Source organism: Amycolatopsis thermophila (genome assembly GCF_030814215.1).
GTDB classification, from domain to species: domain Bacteria; phylum Actinomycetota; class Actinomycetes; order Mycobacteriales; family Pseudonocardiaceae; genus Amycolatopsis_E; species Amycolatopsis_E thermophila.
This window is the reverse complement of sequence record NZ_JAUSUT010000001.1, coordinates 7,163,034-7,184,938: the sequence shown is the minus strand read 5'-3', so window position 1 is coordinate 7,184,938 and position 21,905 is coordinate 7,163,034. Positions and strand designations below refer to the sequence as shown.

The following is a 21,905-nucleotide window of genomic DNA, read 5'->3' as shown; positions in this document are numbered from 1 at the left end:
TCCAGTTCTGTCGAGTGTGGACGGTCAGGCGCTGCGCCTGCCGGTGAGCGCCTCGGGGGTGGTCAAGGCGCGCAGGCGGTCTTCGGTGAGCAGTCCCCGTTCGCGCACCAGCTCCAGCGCCGGGCGGCCGGTGCGGTGCGCTTCCAGGGCGAGGGCGCTCGCGGTCTCGTAGCCGAGCGCGGGACCGAGCGCGGTCACCAGCCCGGTGGAGGCGGCGACGGTGGCGGCGAGGTGTTCGCGGTGGGCGGTGATGCCGCGCACGCAGTGCTCGGTGAGGACGCCCAGGCCCGCGGTGAGGTGGCCGAGCCCGGCGGTCAGGGCGCGCGCGATGATCGGTTCGAAGGCGTTGAGCTGCAGTTGCCCGCCCTCGGCCGCGAGGGTGACGGTGACGTCGTGACCGATGATCTCGAACGCGATCTGGTTGACCGCCTCACAGATCACCGGGTTGACCTTGCCGGGCATGATCGACGAACCCGCCTGCCGCGCGGGCAGGGTGATCTCACCGAACCCCGCCTGCGGACCGGAGGACAGCAGGCGCAGGTCGTTGCAGATCTTCGACAGCTTCACCGCGACCCGTTTGAGCACACCGGACAGCTGCACGAACACGCCGACGTCGGCGGTGGCCTCGACCAGGTCCGGCGCGGACACCAGCGTGGCGATGCCGGTGAGTGACCGGAGGTGCCCGACCGCGAGGTCGCGGTAGCCGGGGCGGGCGTTGAGCCCGGTGCCGATCGCGGTGCCGCCGAGGTTGAGCTCGTGCAGCAGCAGCCGTGCCTCCGCGAGGCGCTGTTCGTCCTCGGCGAGGGTCGCGGCGAAGGCCGCGAACTCCTGGCCGAGCGTCATCGGCACCGCGTCCTGCAGCTGCGTGCGGCCCATCTTCAGCACGTCCGCGAACTCCGACGCCTTGGCGGCGAAGGCTCCGCGGAGATCGCCGAGTGCGCCGAGCAAGCCGGCGAGGTAGCGGTCGAGGGCGAGCTTGACCGCGGTGGGGTAGACGTCGTTGGTGCTCTGGCCCAGGTTGACGTGGTCGAGCGGGTGCACCACGGCGTAGTCGCCGCGGTCGTGGCCGAGCAGTTCGAGGGCCCGGTTGGCGATCACCTCGTTGGCGTTCATGTTCGTCGAGGTGCCCGCGCCGCCCTGGATCAGGTCGACCACGAACTCCTCCCGCAGCGCCCCGGCGCGGATCTCGGCGCAGGCGGCCTGGATGGCGCCGGCCCGGCGCTGGTCGAGCGCCCCGAGTTCGGCGTTGGCCGCGGCCGCCGCCTGCTTCACCGTGGCGAGCGCGGCGATCAGGTGCGGCCGGGCGGCCAGCGTCTCGCCGGTGATCGGGAAGTTGACCAGCGCTCGCGCGGTGTGGGCGCCGTAGTAGGCCCCGGCGGGCACGCTGATCTCGCCGAGCAGGTCGTGCTCGGTCCGGAAGGGCCGGCCCATCAGCGCGCCTCCCGCCGGGCCGCGCGGTCGAGCCCGGTCCAGGCGAGTGCCACGGCGCCGTCCTGGAGGGCCCGCTGCGCGGTGGCGCCGACGCAGAACGCGGCGAACTCGCGCTGGTGGTTGGTCGCGGGCAGGGACCCGATGCCGATGTAGGGGTGGATCGCCGGGACGACCTGGGAGACGTTGCCCATGTCGGTCGAGGCGCGGTTCATCCGGGCGGCGGTGCCCGGCGGGGCGAACTCGCGGCCGAGCGCCAGGGCGTTCGCGCGGTAGTCGGCCAGTGCCGTCTCGTCCGCGCGGAACTCGGCGTAGGGCTTGCTCTCCGGCTCGACCGCCAGCTCGCAGCCGGTCGCCAGTGCGCCCGCCTCGAACGCGCGCATCACGCGCGGTTCGAGTTCGGCCAGTTCCGCCAGCGTCTCCGCCCGCACGTACCAGCGGCCGGTGGCGCGCTCGGGGATCGCGTTGGGCGCGTCGCCCGCGTGCGTGACGACGCCGTGCACGCGCGCCGAGGACGGCAGCTGCTGGCGGAGCAGCCCGATCGCGACCTGCGCGACGGTGAACGCGTCAGCGGCGTTGATCCCGGCCTCCGGGTACGCCGCGGCATGCGCGGACCGGCCGGTGTAGGAGATCTTCGAATGGCTCACCGCGAACGGCCGCGCCTCGGCGACGTCGACCGGCGCGGGGTGGACCATCATGGCGAGGTCCACGCCCGCGAAGGCGCCGCGGTCGAGCATCTCGATCTTGCCGCCCCCGCCCTCCTCGGCGGGCGTGCCGTACACCTCGACGGTGAGCCCGGCTTCGTCGGCGACCGCGGCCAGGCCCAGCGCGGCGCCGACGCTGCTCGCCGCGATGAGGTTGTGGCCGCAGGCGTGCCCGAGACCGGGGAGCGCGTCGTACTCGGCGCACAGCGCGATCCGGGTCGGGCCGCTGCCGAACCGGGCGTGGAACGCGGTGGCCAGGCCGAGGTAGGCCGAGGTCACCGCGAACCCGGCCCGGTCGAGCAGCTCCGGGACCATCGCCGCGGCCCGGTGCTCCTCCCAGGCCGTCTCGGGATCGGCGTGCAGCCGTTCGGACAACCCGATCAGCTCGCCGGCGTGCCGTTCGATGCGCTCGCGGGCGGCGGCCTTCAGCGCCGTCATCACCGGTCCCCGGGCACGCCGTAGGAGGGCGCGGCGGCCGGGTCGAGGCCGCGGCGGACGTAGTCGTCGCGCTGGGGCAACCACACGTCGAGCACCTCGGCCAGGCGGTCGGCCGGGTCGTCGGCCCAGTCCACCCGCAGGTCGGTGACCGGCCAGTCGACATCGGCCACGACGACCAGGCCCGCCGAGCGCACCGGGCCCTCCTCGCCGCCGGCGGCGACGGCCGCCCGCAGCGCGGCGACGAGCCGCTCCTCCAGCTGGCCGGTGGCGGCGGCGAAGGCGTCGAGCATCACCTCGGGGATGTGCGCGCCGGACAGCATGTTGCCCGCCGCCACGGCGCCGTCGGTGGTCGCCGTCGCGTGGGTGCCCAGCGTCTTCGCGCCGCTGTAGGCGACCCCGGGACCGGTGCGGCCCAGGACGGTCAGCTGCCGGTAGCCGATGTTCTCGGCCGAACCGGTCACTTCGGACAGTGCGCGTCCGGCGTCGCCGTGCTCGGCGAGCCGGTCGAGCAGCTTCGTGCCGAGCCGGGGGTCGGTGACGTTCTGCGAGGCGGCCGCCCCGACACCCGGGCGCAGGTGCGCGACCCGGGCCACGACGGCCGGACTGGACGAGCTGGCGACGATCCCGAACCGGTCGCCGTCGCGGGCCACCAGCGAGAAGGTCATCGTTCCCCCTCGGGGATGACGGCGATGGCGTCGATCTCGCACAGCCACTCCGGCCGGGCCAGCGCGGAGACGACGACACCGGTCGAGATCGGGTGCACGCCCCGGGTCCACGCGCCGACGACCCGGTAGACGGCCTCGCGGTAGCGCGGGTCGATCAGGTAGATCGTCAGCTTGACCAGGTGTTCCATCCGGCTGCCGGCTTCCTCGAGCAGCATCTTGATGTTCGCCATCGCCTGCTCGGCCTGCGCCGCCGCGTCGCCGATGCCGACGGATTCGCTGGTGTCGAGGTCCTGCCCGATCTGCCCGCGGACGTAGACGGTGCCGTTGGCCACGACCGCCTGGCACAGGTCGTTGTCGAGGTTCTGCTCCGGGTAGGTGTCGCGTGTGTTGAACGGCCGGATTCGCTGGTGGACGGTCATCGGTTCAGCGTGCGGCTCACCCCGAGGTTCTGTCCAACAGATGTTTTTGCCCTATTGGATCAGTTTTGGCGATGCTACCGGTGGGCGTACAGCTGCCGGCACAGCGTCACGAACTCCTGGGCCCGCCGGGTCAGGCGCACCCCGCGCATCCAGGCGACGACGATCTCGAGCGACGCGACGTCGTCGGTCAGGGCGAGCGGAACGGCGCGCTCACCCGCGTAGGTCGATTCGGCGGGCGGGCGCTGGTTCAGCAACGCGAAACCGTGGCCGTGCGCGACGAGTGCCCGCACGGTCTCGTAGCCGGTGGTGCGGTGGCGGATCTGCGGTTCCACACCGGCACCGCGCAGCACCGACTGCAGGTACTCGCGGCTGTGCGGCAGGTCGAGCAGCACCATCGGCTCGCCCGCCAGGTCGGCGAGCGCGACCTCCTTCCGCGCGGCCAGGCGGTGGCCGGGGGAGACCAGCACGTAGGGCGGTGCGGTGTCGACCACCTCGCGGTCGATGTCGTCGTCGAGGTCGTAGCCGTAGAGCAGGGCGACCTCGCACTCGCCGCTGCGCAGCGCCGCCTTCAGGGCCGAGTGCTCGCCCTCCCGCAACGACACGCGCACCTGCGGGTGGCGGTTCTCGAACTCGGCGAGCAGGCCGGGCAGGCGGAACGGCGCGAGGGTGGTGAAGCAGCCGATGGTCAGCGGGCCCACCAGCTCGGTGCCCGCCTGCCGGGCGGCTTCCACCAGCTCGGCCCCGTGCGCGAGGAAGTCCAGGACGCGCTGGTGGAACGCCTGCCCGGCGGTGGTGAGGCTGAGCCCGCGGGCGTGGTGGCGCAGCAGCAGCTGCACCCCGAGCTCACGCTCGAGCTGGGCGATCGCGGTGGAGACCGCCGACTGCGACACCAGCAGCTCCCGCGAGGCGGCGGTCATGCTCAGGTGCCGCGCGGCCGCCTCGAAGTAGCGCAGCTGGACGAGGGTGAAGGACGGCTCGCTCACCGCGTCATCCTGCCTCGCGTCGCCGCCCGGCGCAGAGCGAACCACGCCGGGACGCGCGGCGTCGCGCCGGTCACCGCGGGCGAACCGGGACCGATCCGCGGCGGGCGGTCCTCAAAGGACCCCGAATGCCACGATCCACTGCTCCGTTCGGAGCAGGGTTCCGGCCGTCGCTGTCGGGAAGTTTCCGACCGTCCGGTGTTTCCCTGACGGCCGTGGGGTGTCCGATTTCCACAGTGGACCGGGGACGGTTTAGGGTTCCGATCGCCGCGTTCGGTCGAACTCGGATTCCCGTTCCTCGTGGAGGTCGCCGTGCGCTGGACGCGTGCGCTCGTGGTGTTCGCCCTCGTGGTGGCCGGGCCGGTGCCCGCCGTGGCAAGCGGTGCGACGGGGCCGGCCCACCCGGACACCGATTTCGCCGGATCCACCGGACATTCGCCGACGGCGGCGCGGCCCTTCGCGGCCACCCAGGCGACCACCGCGCCGGCCGGGACGCCCGGTCTGGACGTCTCGCACTACCAGGGCGCGGTGGACTGGGCCGCGGCGGCGGCGAACGGGGCGAAGTTCGCGTACCTGAAGGCGACCGAGGGCACCGGCTACACCGATCCGCAGTTCGCCGCCAACTACAGCGGTTCGGCGAACGCGGGACTCGCCCGGGGCGCCTACCACTTCGCCCTGCCGAGCGACTCCAGCGGGGCGGCGCAAGCCACGTTCTTCCTCGCGCACGGCGGCGGCTGGGTCGCCGACGGCCGGACCCTGCCGCCGGTGCTGGACATCGAGTACAACCCGTACGGCACGGCGGACTGGGCCGGCTGGTGCTACAACCTCACCCCGGCCCAGGTCGCCGCGTGGATCAGCGACTTCGCCACCACGGTCCACGACCGCACCAACAGGTGGCCGGTCATCTACACCACCAACGGGTGGTGGTCCACCTGCACGGCGAACTCGGCGGCGTTCGGCAACGATCCACTGTGGATCGCACCGAGCAGTTCCGACGCCGGCGGCCCCCCGACGATCCCCGCCTCGTGGAGCGCCTACACCTTCTTCCAGTACGCGACGTCCGGCACCTTCCCCGGTGACCAGGACGTCTTCAACGGCTCGGCGACCGACCTCGCGACCTTCACCACCGGGGACACCCCGGACCAGATCCAGGCCCGTTACGCCGCGCTCGGCGGAAGCAGCTCCAGCCTGGGACAACCGGTCGGCGGCGAGTACGTCGTCGCGTCCGGGTGGGGGCAGGACTACGAGCACGGCACGATCTTCTACTCGCCGGGCACCGGTGCCCACGCGGTGACCGGGCCGGTCCTCGACCGCTACCGGCAACTCGGCGGCCCCGCGGCCATCGGGTTCCCCACGAGCGACACCACCGCCACCTCCGACGGCGCCGGCCAGTACAGCGCGTTCGGCGGTTCCTCGCTCTACTACACCCCGAACACGGGCGCGCACCTCGTCGGCGGCGACATCCGCACGAAGTGGCTCGCGCTGGGCGCGGAGCAGAAGCTCGGCTACCCCACGACGGACGAAACGGCCACGCCGGACGGAGTGGGCCGCTACAACCATTTCAGTCTGGCTGCGGGGGCGTCGATCTACTGGTCGCCGAACAGTGGTGCGCATGCGATCCAGGGTGCGATCCGGTCGAAATGGGCGGCGCTGGGGTGGGAGACCGGGCTTGGTTATCCGACGACGGACGAATCGGTCACGCCGGACGGTGTCGGTCGCTACAACCATTTCAGTCTGGCTGCGGGGGCGTCGATCTACTGGTCGCCGAACAGTGGTGCGCATGCGATCCAGGGTGCGATTCGGTCGAAATGGGCGGCGCTGGGGTGGGAGACCGGGCTCGGCTACCCGACGACGGACGAATCCACCACCCCGGACGGAGTGGGTCGCTACAACCATTTCAGTCTGGCTGCGGGGGCGTCGATCTATTGGTCGCCGAACAGTGGTGCGCATGCGATCCAGGGCGCGATCCGGTCGAAATGGGCCGCGCGGGGCTGGGAGACCGGGCTCGGCTACCCGACCACGGACGAATCCACCACCCCGGACGGAATCGGTCGCTACAACCATTTCACCAACAGCGCCTCGATCTACTGGACCGGCGCCACCGGGGCGTGGTCGCTGTACGGCGCGATCCGGGACAAATGGGCCTCCCTCGGGTGGGAGACCAGCCCGCTGCGGTATCCCACGAGCGACGAATACGGCGTTCCGGGCGGCCGCCGCAACGACTTCCAGAACGGCACCATCACCTGGTACAGCGCGAACGGCTCAGTCCAGGTCGGCTAAAACTGACCGTGTGATCGCGGTCCCACGCGGATGGTCGCCGGCGCGTGGATGCGTATAGTCGGTCCGGGTTTTGTGACCGCGGCGGAATCGCGCCGCGTGGATGTGCCGGAGGGAGGCGAGAGACATGGATTGCAGTTGCAGTAGTCCGGGCCGTCGCAGGCCCGGTTCCCGCGTGTCCTCGCACCCTTCCGGCATCCGGTGACCCCTCGCCGCGCGCGGGGCTGATCCGCCGGGTGTCTCCACCTCCCCACGTGCTGGGGGTCAGGAGGTCCCGTCATGTCCGGCACCACTGTCCCGGTCCGTCCGTCCGTGCTCGACGACGCCCACGTCGGTGACATCCGCGGCGCGCTGGGCACCATCCGCGCCGGTGACGACGGCGCCCGCCGTGGCCTGTCCGCGAAGCTGAAGACCCTGCTGGCGATCGTCGGTCCCGGCCTGATCGTCATGGTGGGCGACAACGACGCCGGTGCGTTCGCCACCTACGGGCAGGCCGGCCAGGACTACGGCACCCACCTGCTGTGGACGCTGTTGCTGCTCGTTCCCGTGCTCTACGTCAACCAGGAAATGGTGCTGCGCCTGGGCGCGGTGACCGGAGTCGGGCACGCCCGGCTGATCTTCGCCCGGTTCGGCAGGTTCTGGGGCGCGTTCAGCGTGATCGACCTGTTCCTGCTCAACGCGCTGACCCTGGTCACCGAGTTCATCGGCATCACCCTCGCCACCGGCTACCTCGGCCTGCCGCGGGTCGCGTCCGTCCTCCTCGCCGCCGCGGTGATCATCGCCTCGGCGTTCACCGGGTCGTTCCGCCGGTTCGAGCGGATCGCGATCACCCTGTGCGCGGCGTCGCTGCTGCTGGTGCCGATCTACCTGCTGGCGCATCCGTCCCCTTCGGACATGCTGACCGGGTTCGCGGTTCCGGCGCTGCCGGGCGGCCCGGGCGGGCTGTCCACGGTGATGCTGCTGATCATCGGGATCGTCGGCACCACGGTCGCCCCGTGGCAGCTGTTCTTCCAGCAGTCCTACGTCATCGACAAGCGCATCACCCCGCGGTTCCTGCGCTACGAGAAGGCCGACCTGTGGATCGGCATCGTCGTGGTCGTCGTGGGTGCGGCGGCGATCACGGGCTCGGCGGCGACGATCTCCGGGGGGTTCACCGACGCCGCGGGCGTCGCGCACGGCCTGGCCGCGCACGCCGGGCACCTCGCCGGGGTGTTGTTCGCCGTCGCGCTGCTCGACGCGTCGGTCATCGGGGCGTTCGCGGTGTCGCTGTCCACCGCGTACGCCATCGGCGACGTGTTCGGCGTCAACCACTCGCTGCACCGCGGAGTCCGTGGTGCCCGGGGCTTCTACGCCGTGTACGCCGGGCTCGTGATCGCCGCCGCGGTGATCGTGCTGATCCCCGGCTCCCCGCTCGGGCTGCTCACCGAAGGCGTGCAAGCCCTGGCCGGGGTGCTGCTGCCGTCGGCGACGGTGTTCCTGCTGCTGCTGTGCAACGACCGGGCCGTGCTCGGGCCGTGGGTGAACAGCCGCCGCACCACCCTGTTCACCGCCGCGGTGGCCGGGGTGCTGGTGGTGCTGTCGCTCGTGCTCACCGTGTCGGTGCTGTTCCCGGACATCACCGCGGGCACGATCGAGGCGATCATGACCGGCGGCGCCGCGCTCGGCCTGGTCGCCGCCGGCGCCGCCGCGCTGCGCCGCACGCGCGGGCCGGTGGTCGACCGGACCGGGCGTGACCGCTGGCGCATGCCGCCGCTGGACACCCTGCCGCGGCCGGTCATGTCCACCGCGCGCCGCGCCGGGATGACCGCGCTGCGCGGCTACCTGCTGGTCGCGACGGTGCTGGTCGTGGTGAAGATCGTCACGGTGGCCGCCGCGCGCTGACCCGTCCCGCGGCCCCGGCCCCCGGCCGCAGGAGCGGGCGGCGGCACGTCTCGCCCGTGCGCGCCAGCAGCACTACGCCGACGACGGCGACCAGCGCGGCCGGTCCCCACGCCGCGGCGTGCCCGGGCTCGAGCCGCTCGCCGAGCAGCAGCCGCGCGGCGGGGATCGCGGCGAGTGGATCGAGCACGGTCAGCGCCGGCAGGGACCACGCGAGCGCGCCCCGTGAATACGCCTGCTGGCTGCCGACCTGTGCCGCCACAGCCGCCACCACCGCCGCGACCACGAGGAACCAGAACGCGACGCTGGTGAGGGGATTGCCGTCGTGGCCGGCCTGCTTGAACGCGGCCGAGATCAGCACGGCTCCGCACCCGGCCGCGATCCCGGCACACACGCCGCACACGACGGCGGCCGGAGCGGCGCCGCGGCGGGTGCGGGCGGCGGCCCCGATCAGGATCACCACCCCGGCGACCACACCCAGCACCGCGACGGGGCTGGGCAGGTGGTCGGGGCGGCCCTGCGCCGGGCGCGCCGTCAGCAGGAACGCGGTCAGCCCGCCCACGGTGCACGCCGCGCCGAGCACCTCCCCGCGGCGGGGCAGGCAGCGGTCCCACACGGCCCGCACGACGAGCGCGATCACCATCGCACCGGCGAGCAGCGGCTGCACGATCGACACCGGCGCCAGCGCCAGCGCGGCCACCTGGACGAGGCTGCCCGAGGCGGTCGCGGCCTGCCCGCCGAGCCACATCGGGCGCCGCAGCATGACCCGCAGCTCGACCGCCCGGCCGGACAGGGCCTCGTGCTGCAGCACGGAACCCACGGCGAACAACACGGCCGCGGCGACCGCGAGCACGGTGCCGGCGGTGTAGGCGCCGACCCCGCCGAGATGAGGTGCGTGCACGCCGCTGACTTTCCCGCCCCACCGCCCAGCGAAACGCCCTTCGCCCGCGCGAGCGGGCCGCTTCAGTGGTCGGCTGCCGGGAACATCTCCCGCAACGTCACCGGGGTGAGGTGGCGTTCCCGGATGAGGTCGGCGATCTGGTCGAGCAGCCCGAGCACCGTGGGGTGGTTGGCGTGGCCGAGCAGGATGGTCCCGGGCTGCAGGTACCTGCGGGCCTGCGACATCAGGTAGTCCGGTGTGACGGGTTTCGAATCGCCGTAGGAGCCGTTCCACATCACCGTGTTGCGGTAGCCCAGCTCGGCGGCGATCCCGTCGACGTGGGCGTTGTGGAACCCGAACGGCGGCCGGTAGTAGGGGGTGGTGCGGGTGCCGAAGGTGGTGCTGACCCACTCGTCGTTGCGGTCGAGCTCGGCGCGGATCTGGGCGTCAGTCATCGCGCGCAGGTCGTGGTGGCTGTAGGTGTGGTTGATGATCTGCACCTGGCCCGCCTCGATCAGCGGTTTGAGCGTGGCGGCGTGCGGTGCCCAGGCATGCGCGTACAGGCCGTTGGGGCTGAACGTCAGGTGGATCCCGGTGCGCTGCGCGAACGCGACGTACCCGGCGACCACCGCGTTGTCGTAGCCGTCGTCCACGGTGAGGGCGATCTGGTGTCCCGCGGCCGGTCCCTTGCTCAGCACGCGGGTCGGACCGCCGGTGCCGGTGTCGGCCGGCACGTCCGGGTCGGTACCGCTGGGTGGTGCCGGCGGGGTGGCCGACGCTGGCGTGGGTGTGGTGGTGTCGCTGGAACACCCGGTGATGACCGTGGCCGCGCCCAGCGCCAGCATCCCGAAGAAGGCGCGGCGTTCCATCGGGTTCCGGGGTTCGCGCATGGCGCCGACTCTAATGATCGCCGCGTCGTGGTCGGTGGACCCCGGCGGGCGGCGTTCTCAGCGTCCCCTCAGCGACCGTCCGGCTGGGACCATTGTGGTCATTCACTTGACGCACGGGATGCCGCCACCGGTGAGCGCCGGCAGGGGGTCGGCGGAGTCCCCCGGGGCCGGTGCCGTGGACGACGGCGAGGGCGTGGCCGGCAGGGCGAACGCGGTGCCGAGCACCACCCGCACGTGCCCGGCGGGCACATCGGCGTCCGGCTCGGCCGGGAGCCCGCCGAGGGCGGCGGCGATCGCGGCGGCGGCCGCCGATTCGCCGCTGCCGTAGTAGATCACCGACCGAGCGAGGTGGCGGGTGTCGGTGGTGGTGCTGCCGGTGTTGTAGCCGCGCCCGGACAGCGCCTGCTCCACCTGCCGCGCGAGCCCGTCGCGGCCGGCGGCGTCGACCACGTCGACGGTCACCGGTGCGCTGCGGTACGCGGCCGGGGCGACCGGGGTGCCCAGCAGGTGTGCGACCGTGGCCCGGACCCGGGCGAGGTCGACGATGTTGACGTCCTCACCGGCCGGGTCCTTGCCGAAGTGGTCGATCGGCAGGGTCACGAACGTCACGTTCCCGCTGGTGAGGCTGGACGCCTGCCGCGCCAGGCCGAGCAGGTCGAGGCCCTGGTCCACCGCGGTGTTCTGCTCGGCGACGTTCAGGATGCCCTGGAGTTTGGCGGGGTCGGCGAAGGTGCCGGCCTGTTTGAGCTGGTAGGCCAGGGAGGCGATGAACGCCTGCTGGCGGCGTTCCCGGTCCAGATCGGTGAAGTTCAGCGACGGGTGGACGTAGTCGCGGCGCTGCCGGACGAACGCCACCGCCTGCTGGGCGTCGATCTGCTGCGGTCCCCGGTGGAAGTCGGCCCCGGAGTAGCTGTCCTGGGTGTCCTCGTCGACGCACACCGTGATGGGTTGCACGACCTGGGCGATCTGGAAGAACGCGACCAGGGTGACCTCGACGAAGTGGTCGATCGGGACGCCGCCGAGGAACTGGCGCACGGTGTCGATCTCCGCCTTGCGGCCGGCCTCCCGCGCCTGCTGTTCGCGCTGGGCGGGATCGGTCACGCCCTGGGCGGCCAGCTGCCTGGCGCGGGCGTCGAACGCCAGGCCGTAGGCCTGTTTGATCTTGCCCTTGCACTGCTCGTCCGGGCAGCCGGCCAGGTCGACGTAGTCGTCGCGGGGGATGGAGATCGAGGTGGCCTTGCTGCCGTCGCCGGGGACGTGCAACAGCATCAGCACGTTGGCGTTGTAGCCGCCGTCCTGCTGGTCCCCGGCGTGCAGTGCGTCGTAGATGCTGCGCGGCAGCGGGTTGCCGTTCTCGTCCAGCCGGGAGTCCAGGCCCATGACGAGGATGTTGGTGTCGCCATTGGACGAGGTCGCCTCACCGGCCAGCGCCTGCGAGACGCGCAGCCCGGACACCAGGCCGTGGAGCGACGCCCACCCGTACCCGGCCGCGGCCAGCACGAGCGCGGCGACCAGGCCCACCGCGACCTTCGCCGTCGTCACGCCGCGGCGCCGCACCCCGCCCCGCTTCCTGTTGCCGCCCGCCATCGCTCCCTCGTTCGTCCGCTCCCGCGGTCCAGCCCAGCACGTCCGTGGAAAATTCGCTGTGAGTCCGCGACCCCGGTCACGTCTCGTCGCCGGGTTCGGGCTGGATGCGGTGCCGCGCCTCGTGCACCACCAGACCGTCGTCCCCGGCGCCGACCTCGCCGGTGACGCGCAGCAGGCGCCCGACCTCCAGGCCGCGGGCGGAGGGCGCGAACTCGACGGTGACCTCGCCGGTGGCGTCGACGAGCCGGCCGACCAGCCGGGGTTCGTGGTCGGTGTGGACGAGCCGCAGCTCGTGCAGACGCCCGGCGATCGTGGCCGCCCGGCCCTCGCGCAGCGCGGCGATGGGCACCACATCGGGCGGGGGCGGCGGCGTTTCCGCGAGGTCGGCGGCGGCCGGGGTGCCGGCGATGCGGTCGGCGAGCCGCTCGACCGCGGCGGTGACGCGTTCCTCCGGTAGCTCCGGGAAGAAGCGCCGGATCCGCCGCTGCACGTCGAACGGCACGATGGTGGCCGCGGCGTGGTCGACCTGGCTGACGCCCTTGGCGATCCGGTCGGCGGTGCGGTCGTGCAGCAAGCGGCCCAGCACGGGGGAGTACGTGCGCCGCGGCAGCAGCACGGTGACACCCGTGTCGTGCTCGCGGGCGGCCTCGGCGACCAGTTTCTGCGCGGCGCGGCTGAGCCGCCGGTCCGGGCAGTCCACAATGCGCAGTGGCAGGTCCAGGCCGAGCCGCTGCCACCGCTGCTGCAGGCGTTCGGCGTGCACCCGGTCCAGCATGAAGTGCACCGCCGTCTGCTCCGATCCGCGCAGGTTGCGCGCGTACCGCACGGTTTCCGTCACCGCGAGGTCGGCGGTGTTGACGAGGATGAAGACCTGGTGCCGCGCGTAGTTCGTCGCACGGGCGGGGTCGTCCCGGACCCGGTCCAGCACCGCTTCCTCCAGCCGGTACTCGCGGTTGAGCCGGATGAGCACGAACACCAGCACCGGGAACACCACGACGATGAGCCACGCGCCCTCGGTGAACTTCGCGACCGCGAAGATGCCGACGACGACCGTGGCGAGCACGCCGGCCGAGAGGTTGATCGCGAGCCGGCGTCGCCAGCCCGGTTCGCGGAGCCGCAGGTGGTGGCGGGTCATGCCGAACCCGGCGACCGCGAACCCGGTGAACACCCCGATCGCGTAGAACGGCACCAGGCCGTTGACCGACCCCCCGGTGACCAGCAGCAGCGCGATCGACAGTGCCGCCAGCACCAGGATGCCGTTGGAGAACACCAGCCGGTGCCCGCGCCGGGTCAGCTGCCGCGGCAGGAACCGGTCCTCGGCGACGAAACTCGCCAGGAACGGGAACCCGTTGAAGCTGGTGTTCGCGCCGGTGTAGAGGATCAGGGCGGAGGCGGCCTGCAGGGCGCCGTACAGCACGGTGCCCACCGCGCCGTGGCCGAACACCAGCCGGGCCTCCTGCGACAGCACCGAAGGATACCCGTCCGCGTACGGGGTCGCGTGGGTGACGAATGCCAGGAAGGACACCCCGGCGACGAGAAACCCGAGGATCGACGCCATCACGGTCAGCACGAGCCGCGCGTTGCGGCCCTGCGGCTTGCGGAACGCGCTCACCGTGTTGGAGATCGCCTCGACACCGGTCAGCGACGACCCGCCGTTGGCGAACGCCCGCAGCACCACCAGGACCGTCGCGCCCATCACCAGACCGTTGCCCTGGTGCACGGCGACCGTGCCGGGCAGCTGGGCCGGGTCGTAGCGGGACAGGCTTCCCAGCGCCGCGCGCACCACGCCCACCACGATCATCAGCCCGACCATGCCGGCGAAGAAGTACGTGGGGATCGCGAACGGCCGGCCGGCCTCGCGCAGACCGCGCAGGTTGACGTAGCACAGCAGCGCCACGATCCCGATCGTGATCTCCAGGTGGTAGGGGCCGAGCGCCGGGACGGCCGACGCCACCGCGACCGTGCCGGCGGCGGTCTGCACGGCGACGGTGACCACGTAGTCGATCAGCAGCGCCGCGGCGGCGACCTGCGCGAACCGTGGCCCGAAGTTGTCCCGCGCGACGATGTAGGAGCCGCCCGCGCGCGTGTAGGCCACCACGACCTGCCGATAGGACAGGGTCACCAGCACCAGGATGAACAGGATGATCCCGGTGATCGGGATAACCAGGGCGAATGCCGCCAACCCGGCGTAGGGCAGCAGTTCGAGCAGGATCTCCTCGGTGCCGTAAGCGGAGGAGGAGATCGCGTCCGGCGACAGCACGCCCAGCGCTACCGGATTGGACAGCCGCTCGGCGTGCAGGCGGCTGGTGATCAGCGGCCGCCCGAGCAGGATCCGTTTGAGCACATAGCCGAGCGACTCCTCCGGCAGGGCCGGTGTGGCGGCGTCCCGTTCCCGTGCGAGGACCATGGGTCATTGTCGGCACGAACCGGCCCCGGAGTCCCGGGTGGACGGTGCTCAAGATTTCGTCAAAATCCGCGACCGGCCCCGATCACGGGCGGGGGTCCCCGGAACCCGCGGCGGCCACGGGCGCCGGTCCTCGCGATCGGCGATCCGGCGTGAACGAGGTCCCGTGCCGGAACCGGCCCACCAGCCACCACCGCCCGGACGTGGAAAACCCCTGGCCGGCGGGGCCGGCCAGGGGTCACCTCGCGGGGTGGATCAGCCGTCGGACTCCGACGACGGGATGTAGGCGCCCGGGACCTGCTCCGGGGCGTAGATCCGGTCCTCGCCGGGGTAGGGCTGGGCCCATCCGTGCGTCTGGTACCACGTGAAGTGGTCCATCTGCGCCGGGTTGGCGAAGTCCGGCACCGCGTCCGGACCGGTCAGCCGCTGGTAAGTCTGCCACTCCGCCCACTGGGCCGCCACCTGCTGCTTGTCCGCCGGCACCGTGTCCGCCGCGACGGCCGCGGCGGTGGGGTTCTGCGGCGCGGGGACGTCCGCGCCGCACGGCGGCAGCGTCTTCAGGCCCGCCGTCAGCGACGTCCGGTTGGGCAGCGCGGTGAACGGCGTGAAGTCCGGCGTCTGGGTGAACGCCGCGGTCATCGGGGTCGCCGCGCTGTCCTTCTGGTTCATCGGGTGGATCCCGAGGATCTGCTCGATCGTCCGGATCATCGTGATCTGCGAGTAGTAGCGGCTGTCCACGACCCCGTGCTGGGCCCACGGGCTGATGATCTGGATCGGGGCCCGGTGGCCGTCGATGTGGTCGAGGCCGGCCTGCGAGTCGTCCTCCACGACGAAGATCGCCGAGTCCTTCCAGTACGGGCTGTGCGAGATCGTGTCGACGATCTCGCCGACCGCGGCGTCGTTGTCCGCGACCTGGGCGGCACCGCTCGGCGGACCACCGGTGTGGTCGCTGGAGAGCCAGAACATGTTCAGGTTCGCCGGCCCGTTCTGCGCGAAGTCACGCTTCCAGATCTCGGCCCGGTAGATGTCCGGCACGCTGGTGTCGAACTTCGGGAACCCGTGCACCGACACGTCGTTGAGCGACGGGATCGGCGAGGACGACACCATCGGGTACGCGGTGTTCTGGCCGGTCGCCTGCATGTTCTTCGTGTCGCAGTACAGGTTCTGCCAGGTCGCGCCCGCCGGCTTGGTCAGGAACTGCTGGAACTCGCCGAAGTCGCGCACCGACTTGCCCGCCGCCTGGGCGCCGGACCAGATGAAGCCCGTCCGCTGGTGGCCGAGCGCGTCGTCCTCGGTGTCGTAGCTGCGGGTGTACTCGCCCGCCGAGGACTCGGTGTACTCCGGGTTGTCGGCCTGCATCAGCCAGTTGTGGCCCTCGGCGGAGTTCGTGCCGATGTCGTAGGTGTTGTCGTACAGCCCGAACTGGCGGGCCAGCGCGTGCTGGTTCGGCGTCACGTTCTCGCCGAACTGCGCCAGCGCCGGGGCGCCGTTGCCCTCCGGCATGTCACCGAAGACCTGGTCGTAGGTCCGGTTCTCCTTGACGATGAGGAACACGTGGTTGATCGTCGAGGGCTCGCCGAGCTTCTGCGGCACCGGCACCGGCGTCTTGTTGCCGTTGTCCTTGGCGAGCTGCACCGAGTTGCCGATCCACCCGTTCTGCTGGAAGACCTTCGCGGTGTAGCCGTGGATGGCCGCGTCGCTGGGCAGCTGGAACTTCTGCAGGCTGGCGGTCGTGTCGTGGGTGGCGTGCCCGGCCGCGGTGGTGGGGCGGCGGGCGTCGATGCCGCGGGTGTTGGACACCAGGACGTCGTTGCCGACCGTGGTGATCTCGGCGGGGAAGTAGTCGGCCGGGAGCAGGCCGACGTAGCTGACCGGCTCGAGCGGGCTGGTGTAGCGGTACACGGCGACCGCGTTGGCGCGGCCGAGCGTCACCAGCAGGTGCCCGTCGTCGGTGAGGGTCACCCCGTCGGGCTCGTAGCCCACGGACGACTCCGGCCACGGCTGGGTGGCGATGGTCTGGACGACCTTGTCGCTGCCGGTGTCGATGACCGAGACGTCGTTGGTGGCGGTGTTGGTGACGAACACCGCGCCGTTCTTGGCGTACAGGGCCGTCGGGTGCAGGCCGACGTCGATGCTGCGCGGCGCGGCGGCCGGGTTCGCCAGGTCGAGGACGCTGACCGTGCCGGTGGTGGTGGCACCGGTGGCCGGGTCGGCCGGGACCTGCGTGTTGTAGGAGTTCAGCGTGGACTCACCCGGCTGGGCCGGGCGGCCGCCCTCGTTGCTGACGTAGAGCTTGGTGCCGACCTGCACCAGGTCCCGCGGCGCGTTGCCCACGGCCCAGCTCTGCTGGATCGCGCCGGTCGCCGCGTTGATGGCGACCACCCGGTTCTGGCCGTTGACCGCGGAGTACACAGTGGACCCGTCGGGGGAGAACACGGCCTCGCCGACGAGCGCGTGGCGCGGGCCGTCCGCCGGGATGGCGACGAAGGTGGGGTTCGCGACGCTGCCGTCCGGGTTCACGGTGAACCTGCGGTAGCCGTCGGTCTGGCCGAGCCACAGCTGCTTGCCGTCGGGGGAGTAGGTGGGGCCTTCCTGCCCCACGTCGTTGCCCGGGATGCGCAGGTTCGCCGACGCGGAGTTGCCGACGAGCTGCTGCACCTTCCAGCTCTTGAGGTCCACGATGGACAGGGCCAGGCCGCCGTCGGTGATCGAGGCGGCGAGGTGGGTGCCGTCCGGGCTGACCGTGGACGACATGATCTTGCCGTTGTTCAGGACGAGCCGGTCGCCGATCGGGTCGACGTACTGGTCGGCGGAGACGACCTGACCCCGGTCGGTGACCTGGCCGACCTGGTCGTCGCCGAACTGCTGGGTCTGGGCGACACCGATGCCGGTGCCGGTGACGACGAGCGCCAGCGTGGTCGTGCCCGCCGTGGCGAGCCGGGTGCGGCGACCGGTCCGGCCGAGGATGCCCGGCCGGCCCGTCCCGGCACGCCGTCTGCGGCGTGTTACCTGCATTGACTATCCCTTCGTGGTGGGGAGGAGTCCGACACTGCCGTCGAACTGCCAGAGGGGGTTCGGGGTGTCCCCGGTGGGGGTGTGCACCTGGAAGTAGCCGTTGACTTCCTTCGGCCCGTCGCCGTCGGCCACGAACCGGCCGTCCGGGGTGACGTCGAGCTGGTAGATCGCGGTACCGGTGGCCTCGATGCCGGGGAGGTGCCAGGAGACGACGCAGCGCCAGTCGTTGCCCGGGCCGTCGGGGGCGACCAGGCCGTCCCCCTTGGTGCAGGCCGCCGTGGCGCCCAGTTGCTCCTCGGTGACGTCCGGCCGGTTGAGCTGCGCGGTCTGCAGGCGGTAGAGGTGGGCGAACGCGGTGGCGACCGACCGCTCGAGCTTGTCCTGCCCGATCCCGGAGCCCGCGGCCGGCACGGCGATCGCGACGATCCCGATGGTGACGGCGAGGAGCCCGGCCAGCGGGAGTGCGCCGAGGGTGAGCGCGCGACGGGCGGAGCCGTCGTCGGTGAGGTTGGTGAAGTCCCGGCGCCGGAACACCAGGTAGGCCAGCGCGGTCGCGACCACCGTCCACACCAGACCGGTGGCGACGCTGATCAGCAGCGGGCCGGCCTGTGCGGGAGCGGTGAACAGGCCGTTCCAGGCGATGAAGGCGTAGCTCGGGAGGGCCAGGCGCACCGCGACCGGCAGCGGCAGCATCTGGGTGAGCGCCAGCACCAGCGCGACCACGGCGGGCAGCAGCAGTCCCATCGGCGACCGTCCCAGCGCGACGGACCCGAGCAGGCCGATCGCGGCCAGCGCCAGGGTCGGGGCGAGCACGCAGACCCAGGCGAGGAACACCTTCCCGGCCGCGTCCGCCGGGGCGAGCAGGTGCCCGTCGAGCCCGACCAGCCCGCGGCTGCCGACGGCCAGAACCCCGCCGACGGCGCTGGAGACGGCCATGCCGGCGACCAGCACGAGGATGACCGTGAGGCTGGCCAGCGCCTTGGCGGCGAAGATCCGCCCCGGCGACCGCACCGCCACCAGCAGGTGGCGCCACGTGCCGAGGCGGTCCTCGGAGGCGAACACGTCACCGGCGACCACCGAGGTCAGCAGGGGAAGCGCGTAGGTGCCCGCGAACCCGAGCACCACCAGCGGTCCCGCCCAGCCGGTGGCGTTCATCCACCGGCCGAAGAGGGTGTCCACCGGCAGCGAGCTCTGCACGCTCACCGCGGCGACGAACACCGCGGGCGCGATCCAGCACGCCAGGACCAGCAGCCGGATCCGCCACTGGGAGGTCAGCTTGACCAGCTCGAAGCGGTACCCGCGGGCGACCGGGACGGGGCGCGCGGCGGATGCGCCGGCGGGGAGGGTCGCGGTCATCGGCTGGACTCCTGGTGCTCGGTGAGGGCGAGGAACGCGGCTTCCAGCGGCGAGACGACCGGGGCGAGCTCGCGCACCGCGATGCCCGCGCGGACGAGCCGGGCCACCAGGTCGTCGAGGGCGGGCACCGGGGCGCGCACCACGAGCGCGTCGCCGGCGTGCCGTGCCGCGTCGTCGCAGAGGTGGAGGCCGGGGGTGCCGGCGGCGATCCCGCGCGCCGCGTCCGGGTCGGGGGTGCGCAGCCGGTACTCCAGTTCCCGGCTCTCGGCCGCGAGTTTGCCCAGCGGGCCGGAGAAGACGACCCGCCCGGTGGCGAGGATGGTGACCTCGGCGCACAACGCCTCGAGGTCGTCCATGCGGTGGCTGGACAGGACCACGGTGGTGCCCTCGTCCGCCAGCCGGTGCAGGACGGTGTGGACGTGCTTCTTGCCGGCGGGGTCGAGGCCGTTCGACGGCTCGTCGAGCACCAGCAGCCGGGGCGCGGTGAGCAGCGCCGCGGCGAGGCCCAGCCGCTGGCGCATGCCGAGGGAGAACCCGCGCACCCGGTCGTCGGCGACGTCGGTGAGCCCGACCTGGCCGAGCACGTCGTCGATGCCGGCCGTGCGCGCGTCGCGACCGCGGAGACGGGCCAGCGCGGCCAGGTTCTGGCGCGCGGTCAGCGAGGGGTAGAGGCCGGGCCCGTCGACGAACCCGGCGACACCGCCGGGCGCGGCCGGGGCCGGCGCGCCCAGGATCTCGAGGGTGCCCTCGTCGGCGGCGGCGAGGCCCAGCAGCAGGCCGAGCAAGGTCGTCTTGCCCGCCCCGTTGGGGCCCACGAGGCCGTGGATCTGTCCCGGGGCCACGTCCAGGTCGACCCCGTCGAGCGCGACGACGTCACCGAAGTACTTGCTGATCCCGCGAGCCCGGACGGTCTGCATGGGTTTCCTCAGCTCCTTCACAGGTCGGCCTCAGAAACTTAGGTACGGCAAGTGACTCCGCCCGGCCCGCCGGGTGAACGGCGGCGGAACGCGTGCTGACCGGCGGATCGGTAACGTCGATCATGGACATTTCGGGCCCGGCGGCGACGGTGCCGGCCGGCGGTAACGAACGCCCCGGCGTGCGCGACGAATGATCGACTCCACACCAGCCGAGGAGCAGCCCGTGGCCCCACGCACCGTTGTCGCGATCATCAGCGTCGCGGCCATCGCGATCGGGGCGTTCGTCCTGTTCCGCTCGGTGGTCGAGCTCTCTGCCGGACCCGCGTTCGTCACCCCGGCCGGAACCCCGTGCGACCCCGCCGAGCTGCTGGGGAGCTCGGACCACCAGGACTGCGCCCCGGTCGAACCCTCCGGCCGGCCACTCGGCGCCGCCCTGGCGGGATTCGGCCTGCTGGGGCTGATCTACGCGCGGCTGCTCATGCCCGCACCGGCCGAGGGCGGCCGGGCGTACCCGGCCGCCTAGGTATGCGCGCCCCGAGACGCTCGGCCGCGTCCGCGGCGATCGATGTGCGGATGCCGCATCAGGCGGGGGCACGTCTGCGGCAGTGCGCAGGCGCTGCAGGACGGTGTCCCGGGTGCCGTCGCCGGCGTCCGGCGATGCCAGGTCCCGATCGTCTGCCACGGACCGAACACCGCCGGCACATCCCCGTCAGGCGATGCCGCAGCGACACCGGTCGGTGATCCCTTCGACCATCGCTCGCGCGCCTGAGCATCCGAAAGCAACTGAAATTCTTGTCAGACACGCCCTAGGATGCGCGCCCCGAGCCGCTCGGCCGCGTGCTTCCAGACGGCGGCGCACCGCGTGGTCACCGACCCAGGGGGCGCCGCTCAGGCGGTCGGCGCGTAGCGCAACGTTCCGGCGACGTCTCCACCGCCGGGCACGTCCTCGTGCCGGACCGCCAGGATCCGGGCGCCGGAGAGCCACGCGCGCCGCGCGATCTCGTCCACCACGCTGCCCGGGCCGTCGCCGGCGAAGGTGACCTCGCCGAACTCGTCCACCGAGCCGGGGACGGCGGCGTCGATGTCGACGAACAGCGTGTCCACGGCACCGCGGGTGGCGAACAGGGCCAGCTCGGCGACATCGACCGAAGTGCGGCCCTGTTCGGAGCGGTCGGCGAAGGTGCGCTTCTCCTCCGCCAGCCGGTCGGCGTGCCAGCGGTCGAGGACCTCGCGGGCTTCGGCGACCAGCTCGCCGTCGCCGCGGCCCTCCGGGTTCCCGGGCACGCCGTACGGCACCAGGTCCGGATACCGGCAGTGCGCGCGGAAGATGCCCTCCAGCGGCTCGGTCGCCGCGAGCACCAGCGGGACCCCGCCCCCGGGCAGCACATCGCGCAGCGCGCTGTCGACCTGGCGGCAGAACTGCGCCATGCGCAGCTTCTGCCCTTCGGTGCCCTGCACGCGGCGGACCGGGGCGCGGTCCTTGATCGACGACTTGCCGACGGCGCTGGCCACGTCGGAGGGCATGTCCGGCACCCGCACCTCGCGCGGGGGCGCGTCCGGCACGGCCTCCAGCAGCCGGACCGACCCCTGCGCGAGCGCGAGCACGAACGCCGCCTGCGGGAAGGTCAGCGCCCGCATCAGCGGCTTGACGAAGAACCGCGTCCCGGTGACGACGGCCGGCTTGAGCCGGTTCGGCAGCCGGTAACTGCGCAGCGACGAGGGCCCGGCGAACACGGCGAGGCTGCGGGCCTGGTGCCGCCAGAACTCCTCGGAACCCTCGTCGTCCAGGACGGCCAGCTCCTCGGTCAGCCCCGCGAGGTCCTCCTTGCCGACCTCCCCGAGCTGCGCCAGCGCCTCCCGGACCGCGTTCTTGTAGGCGATCCGCTCCGCCTCACCCGACGACGCGGGCGTGGTCTCGAGGTAGATCGACACCGCGGCCGGAGCCACGTCCTGCCACAGCGAATCGATCTCGGAGCGGGTCGGGATGTCGGTGTAGAGCGTCATGCGTCCCCTCCTCGTCGAGGCGTCCGTCGCACCCCGATCATCGCTGCTGAGGCGACGCAGGCA

At 72.4% G+C, this 21,905-nt stretch carries 16 protein-coding genes; 3 read left to right on the top strand and 13 right to left on the bottom strand.

The genetic code is table 11. The features are described 5' to 3' along the window. Positions 1-24: 24 nt before the first annotated feature. The 5 genes from FB470_RS35095 to FB470_RS35075 all read right to left on the bottom strand — a co-directional run bounded on the left by FB470_RS35095 (position 25) and on the right by FB470_RS35075 (position 4,637). Positions 25-1,431, bottom strand: a complete 1,407-nt coding sequence (locus FB470_RS35095; RefSeq protein WP_306998757.1) for an aspartate ammonia-lyase — start codon at positions 1,429-1,431, stop codon at positions 25-27. Continuing rightward, on the bottom strand, positions 1,431-2,570 hold the full coding sequence (locus FB470_RS35090; protein ID WP_306998755.1) for a M20 family metallopeptidase: 1,140 nt from the start codon (positions 2,568-2,570) through the stop codon (positions 1,431-1,433). Before FB470_RS35090 ends, FB470_RS35095 begins: the two co-directional genes overlap by 1 nt. After that, on the bottom strand, positions 2,570-3,235 hold the full coding sequence (locus FB470_RS35085; RefSeq protein WP_306998754.1) for a DUF1028 domain-containing protein: 666 nt from the start codon (positions 3,233-3,235) through the stop codon (positions 2,570-2,572). Before FB470_RS35085 ends, FB470_RS35090 begins: the two co-directional genes overlap by 1 nt. After that, a complete protein-coding gene (locus FB470_RS35080) occupies positions 3,232-3,654 on the bottom strand; it encodes a RidA family protein (protein WP_306998752.1) in 423 nt (140 codons plus the stop codon). The genes FB470_RS35085 and FB470_RS35080 overlap by 4 nt, the downstream gene beginning before the upstream one ends. Before the next feature lie 74 nt (positions 3,655-3,728). After that, positions 3,729-4,637, bottom strand: a complete 909-nt coding sequence (locus tag FB470_RS35075) for a LysR substrate-binding domain-containing protein (protein ID WP_306998750.1) — start codon at positions 4,635-4,637, stop codon at positions 3,729-3,731. Between the two features lie 309 nt (positions 4,638-4,946). On the opposite strand from FB470_RS35075, the gene FB470_RS35070 reads away from it, so the two are divergent. Both FB470_RS35070 and FB470_RS35065 read left to right on the top strand, forming a co-directional pair. After that, positions 4,947-6,914, top strand: coding sequence for a GH25 family lysozyme (locus FB470_RS35070; RefSeq protein WP_306998748.1), 1,968 nt, complete (start codon positions 4,947-4,949; stop codon positions 6,912-6,914). Positions 6,915-7,190: 276 nt separating this feature from the next. Further along, positions 7,191-8,792 (top strand): NRAMP family divalent metal transporter, encoded by a 1,602-nt coding sequence (locus FB470_RS35065; RefSeq protein WP_306998746.1) that lies wholly within the window; start codon positions 7,191-7,193, stop codon positions 8,790-8,792. Here the strand turns inward: FB470_RS35065 and FB470_RS35060 are convergent. The 7 genes from FB470_RS35060 to FB470_RS35030 all read right to left on the bottom strand — a co-directional run bounded on the left by FB470_RS35060 (position 8,770) and on the right by FB470_RS35030 (position 19,838). Then, positions 8,770-9,690 carry a DMT family transporter gene (locus FB470_RS35060; RefSeq protein WP_306998744.1) on the bottom strand — a complete coding sequence of 307 codons (921 nt, stop codon included), beginning with the start codon at positions 9,688-9,690 and terminating at the stop codon, positions 8,770-8,772. The genes FB470_RS35065 and FB470_RS35060 overlap by 23 nt on opposite strands. Positions 9,691-9,752: 62 nt before the next feature. Then, on the bottom strand, positions 9,753-10,559 hold the full coding sequence (locus FB470_RS35055) for a polysaccharide deacetylase family protein (protein ID WP_306998742.1): 807 nt from the start codon (positions 10,557-10,559) through the stop codon (positions 9,753-9,755). Between the two features lie 102 nt (positions 10,560-10,661). Beyond that, positions 10,662-12,146, bottom strand: coding sequence for an LCP family protein (locus FB470_RS35050; protein WP_306998741.1), 1,485 nt, complete (start codon positions 12,144-12,146; stop codon positions 10,662-10,664). A gap of 76 nt (positions 12,147-12,222) precedes the next feature. After that, positions 12,223-14,553, bottom strand: coding sequence for an amino acid permease (locus tag FB470_RS35045; RefSeq protein WP_306998739.1), 2,331 nt, complete (start codon positions 14,551-14,553; stop codon positions 12,223-12,225). Positions 14,554-14,805: 252 nt separating this feature from the next. Next, positions 14,806-17,565: a bifunctional YncE family protein/alkaline phosphatase family protein gene (locus FB470_RS35040; protein WP_306998737.1), complete on the bottom strand. Its 2,760-nt coding sequence runs from the start codon at positions 17,563-17,565 to the stop codon at positions 14,806-14,808. 3 nt (positions 17,566-17,568) lie between these two features. Next, positions 17,569-18,921, bottom strand: coding sequence for an ABC-2 family transporter permease (locus FB470_RS35035; RefSeq protein ID WP_306998735.1), 1,353 nt, complete (start codon positions 18,919-18,921; stop codon positions 17,569-17,571). Further along, positions 18,918-19,838 (bottom strand): ABC transporter ATP-binding protein, encoded by a 921-nt coding sequence (locus tag FB470_RS35030; RefSeq protein ID WP_306998734.1) that lies wholly within the window; start codon positions 19,836-19,838, stop codon positions 18,918-18,920. The genes FB470_RS35035 and FB470_RS35030 overlap by 4 nt, the downstream gene beginning before the upstream one ends. Positions 19,839-20,061: 223 nt before the next feature. Between FB470_RS35030 and FB470_RS35025 the strand changes: the two genes are divergently transcribed. Continuing rightward, on the top strand, positions 20,062-20,361 hold the full coding sequence (locus tag FB470_RS35025) for a hypothetical protein (protein ID WP_306998732.1): 300 nt from the start codon (positions 20,062-20,064) through the stop codon (positions 20,359-20,361). 365 nt (positions 20,362-20,726) lie between these two features. Here the strand turns inward: FB470_RS35025 and FB470_RS35020 are convergent, their stop codons facing one another. Beyond that, positions 20,727-21,842 carry a baeRF11 domain-containing protein gene (locus FB470_RS35020; protein ID WP_306998731.1) on the bottom strand — a complete coding sequence of 372 codons (1,116 nt, stop codon included), beginning with the start codon at positions 21,840-21,842 and terminating at the stop codon, positions 20,727-20,729. Between the last annotated feature and the right edge of the window lie 63 nt (positions 21,843-21,905).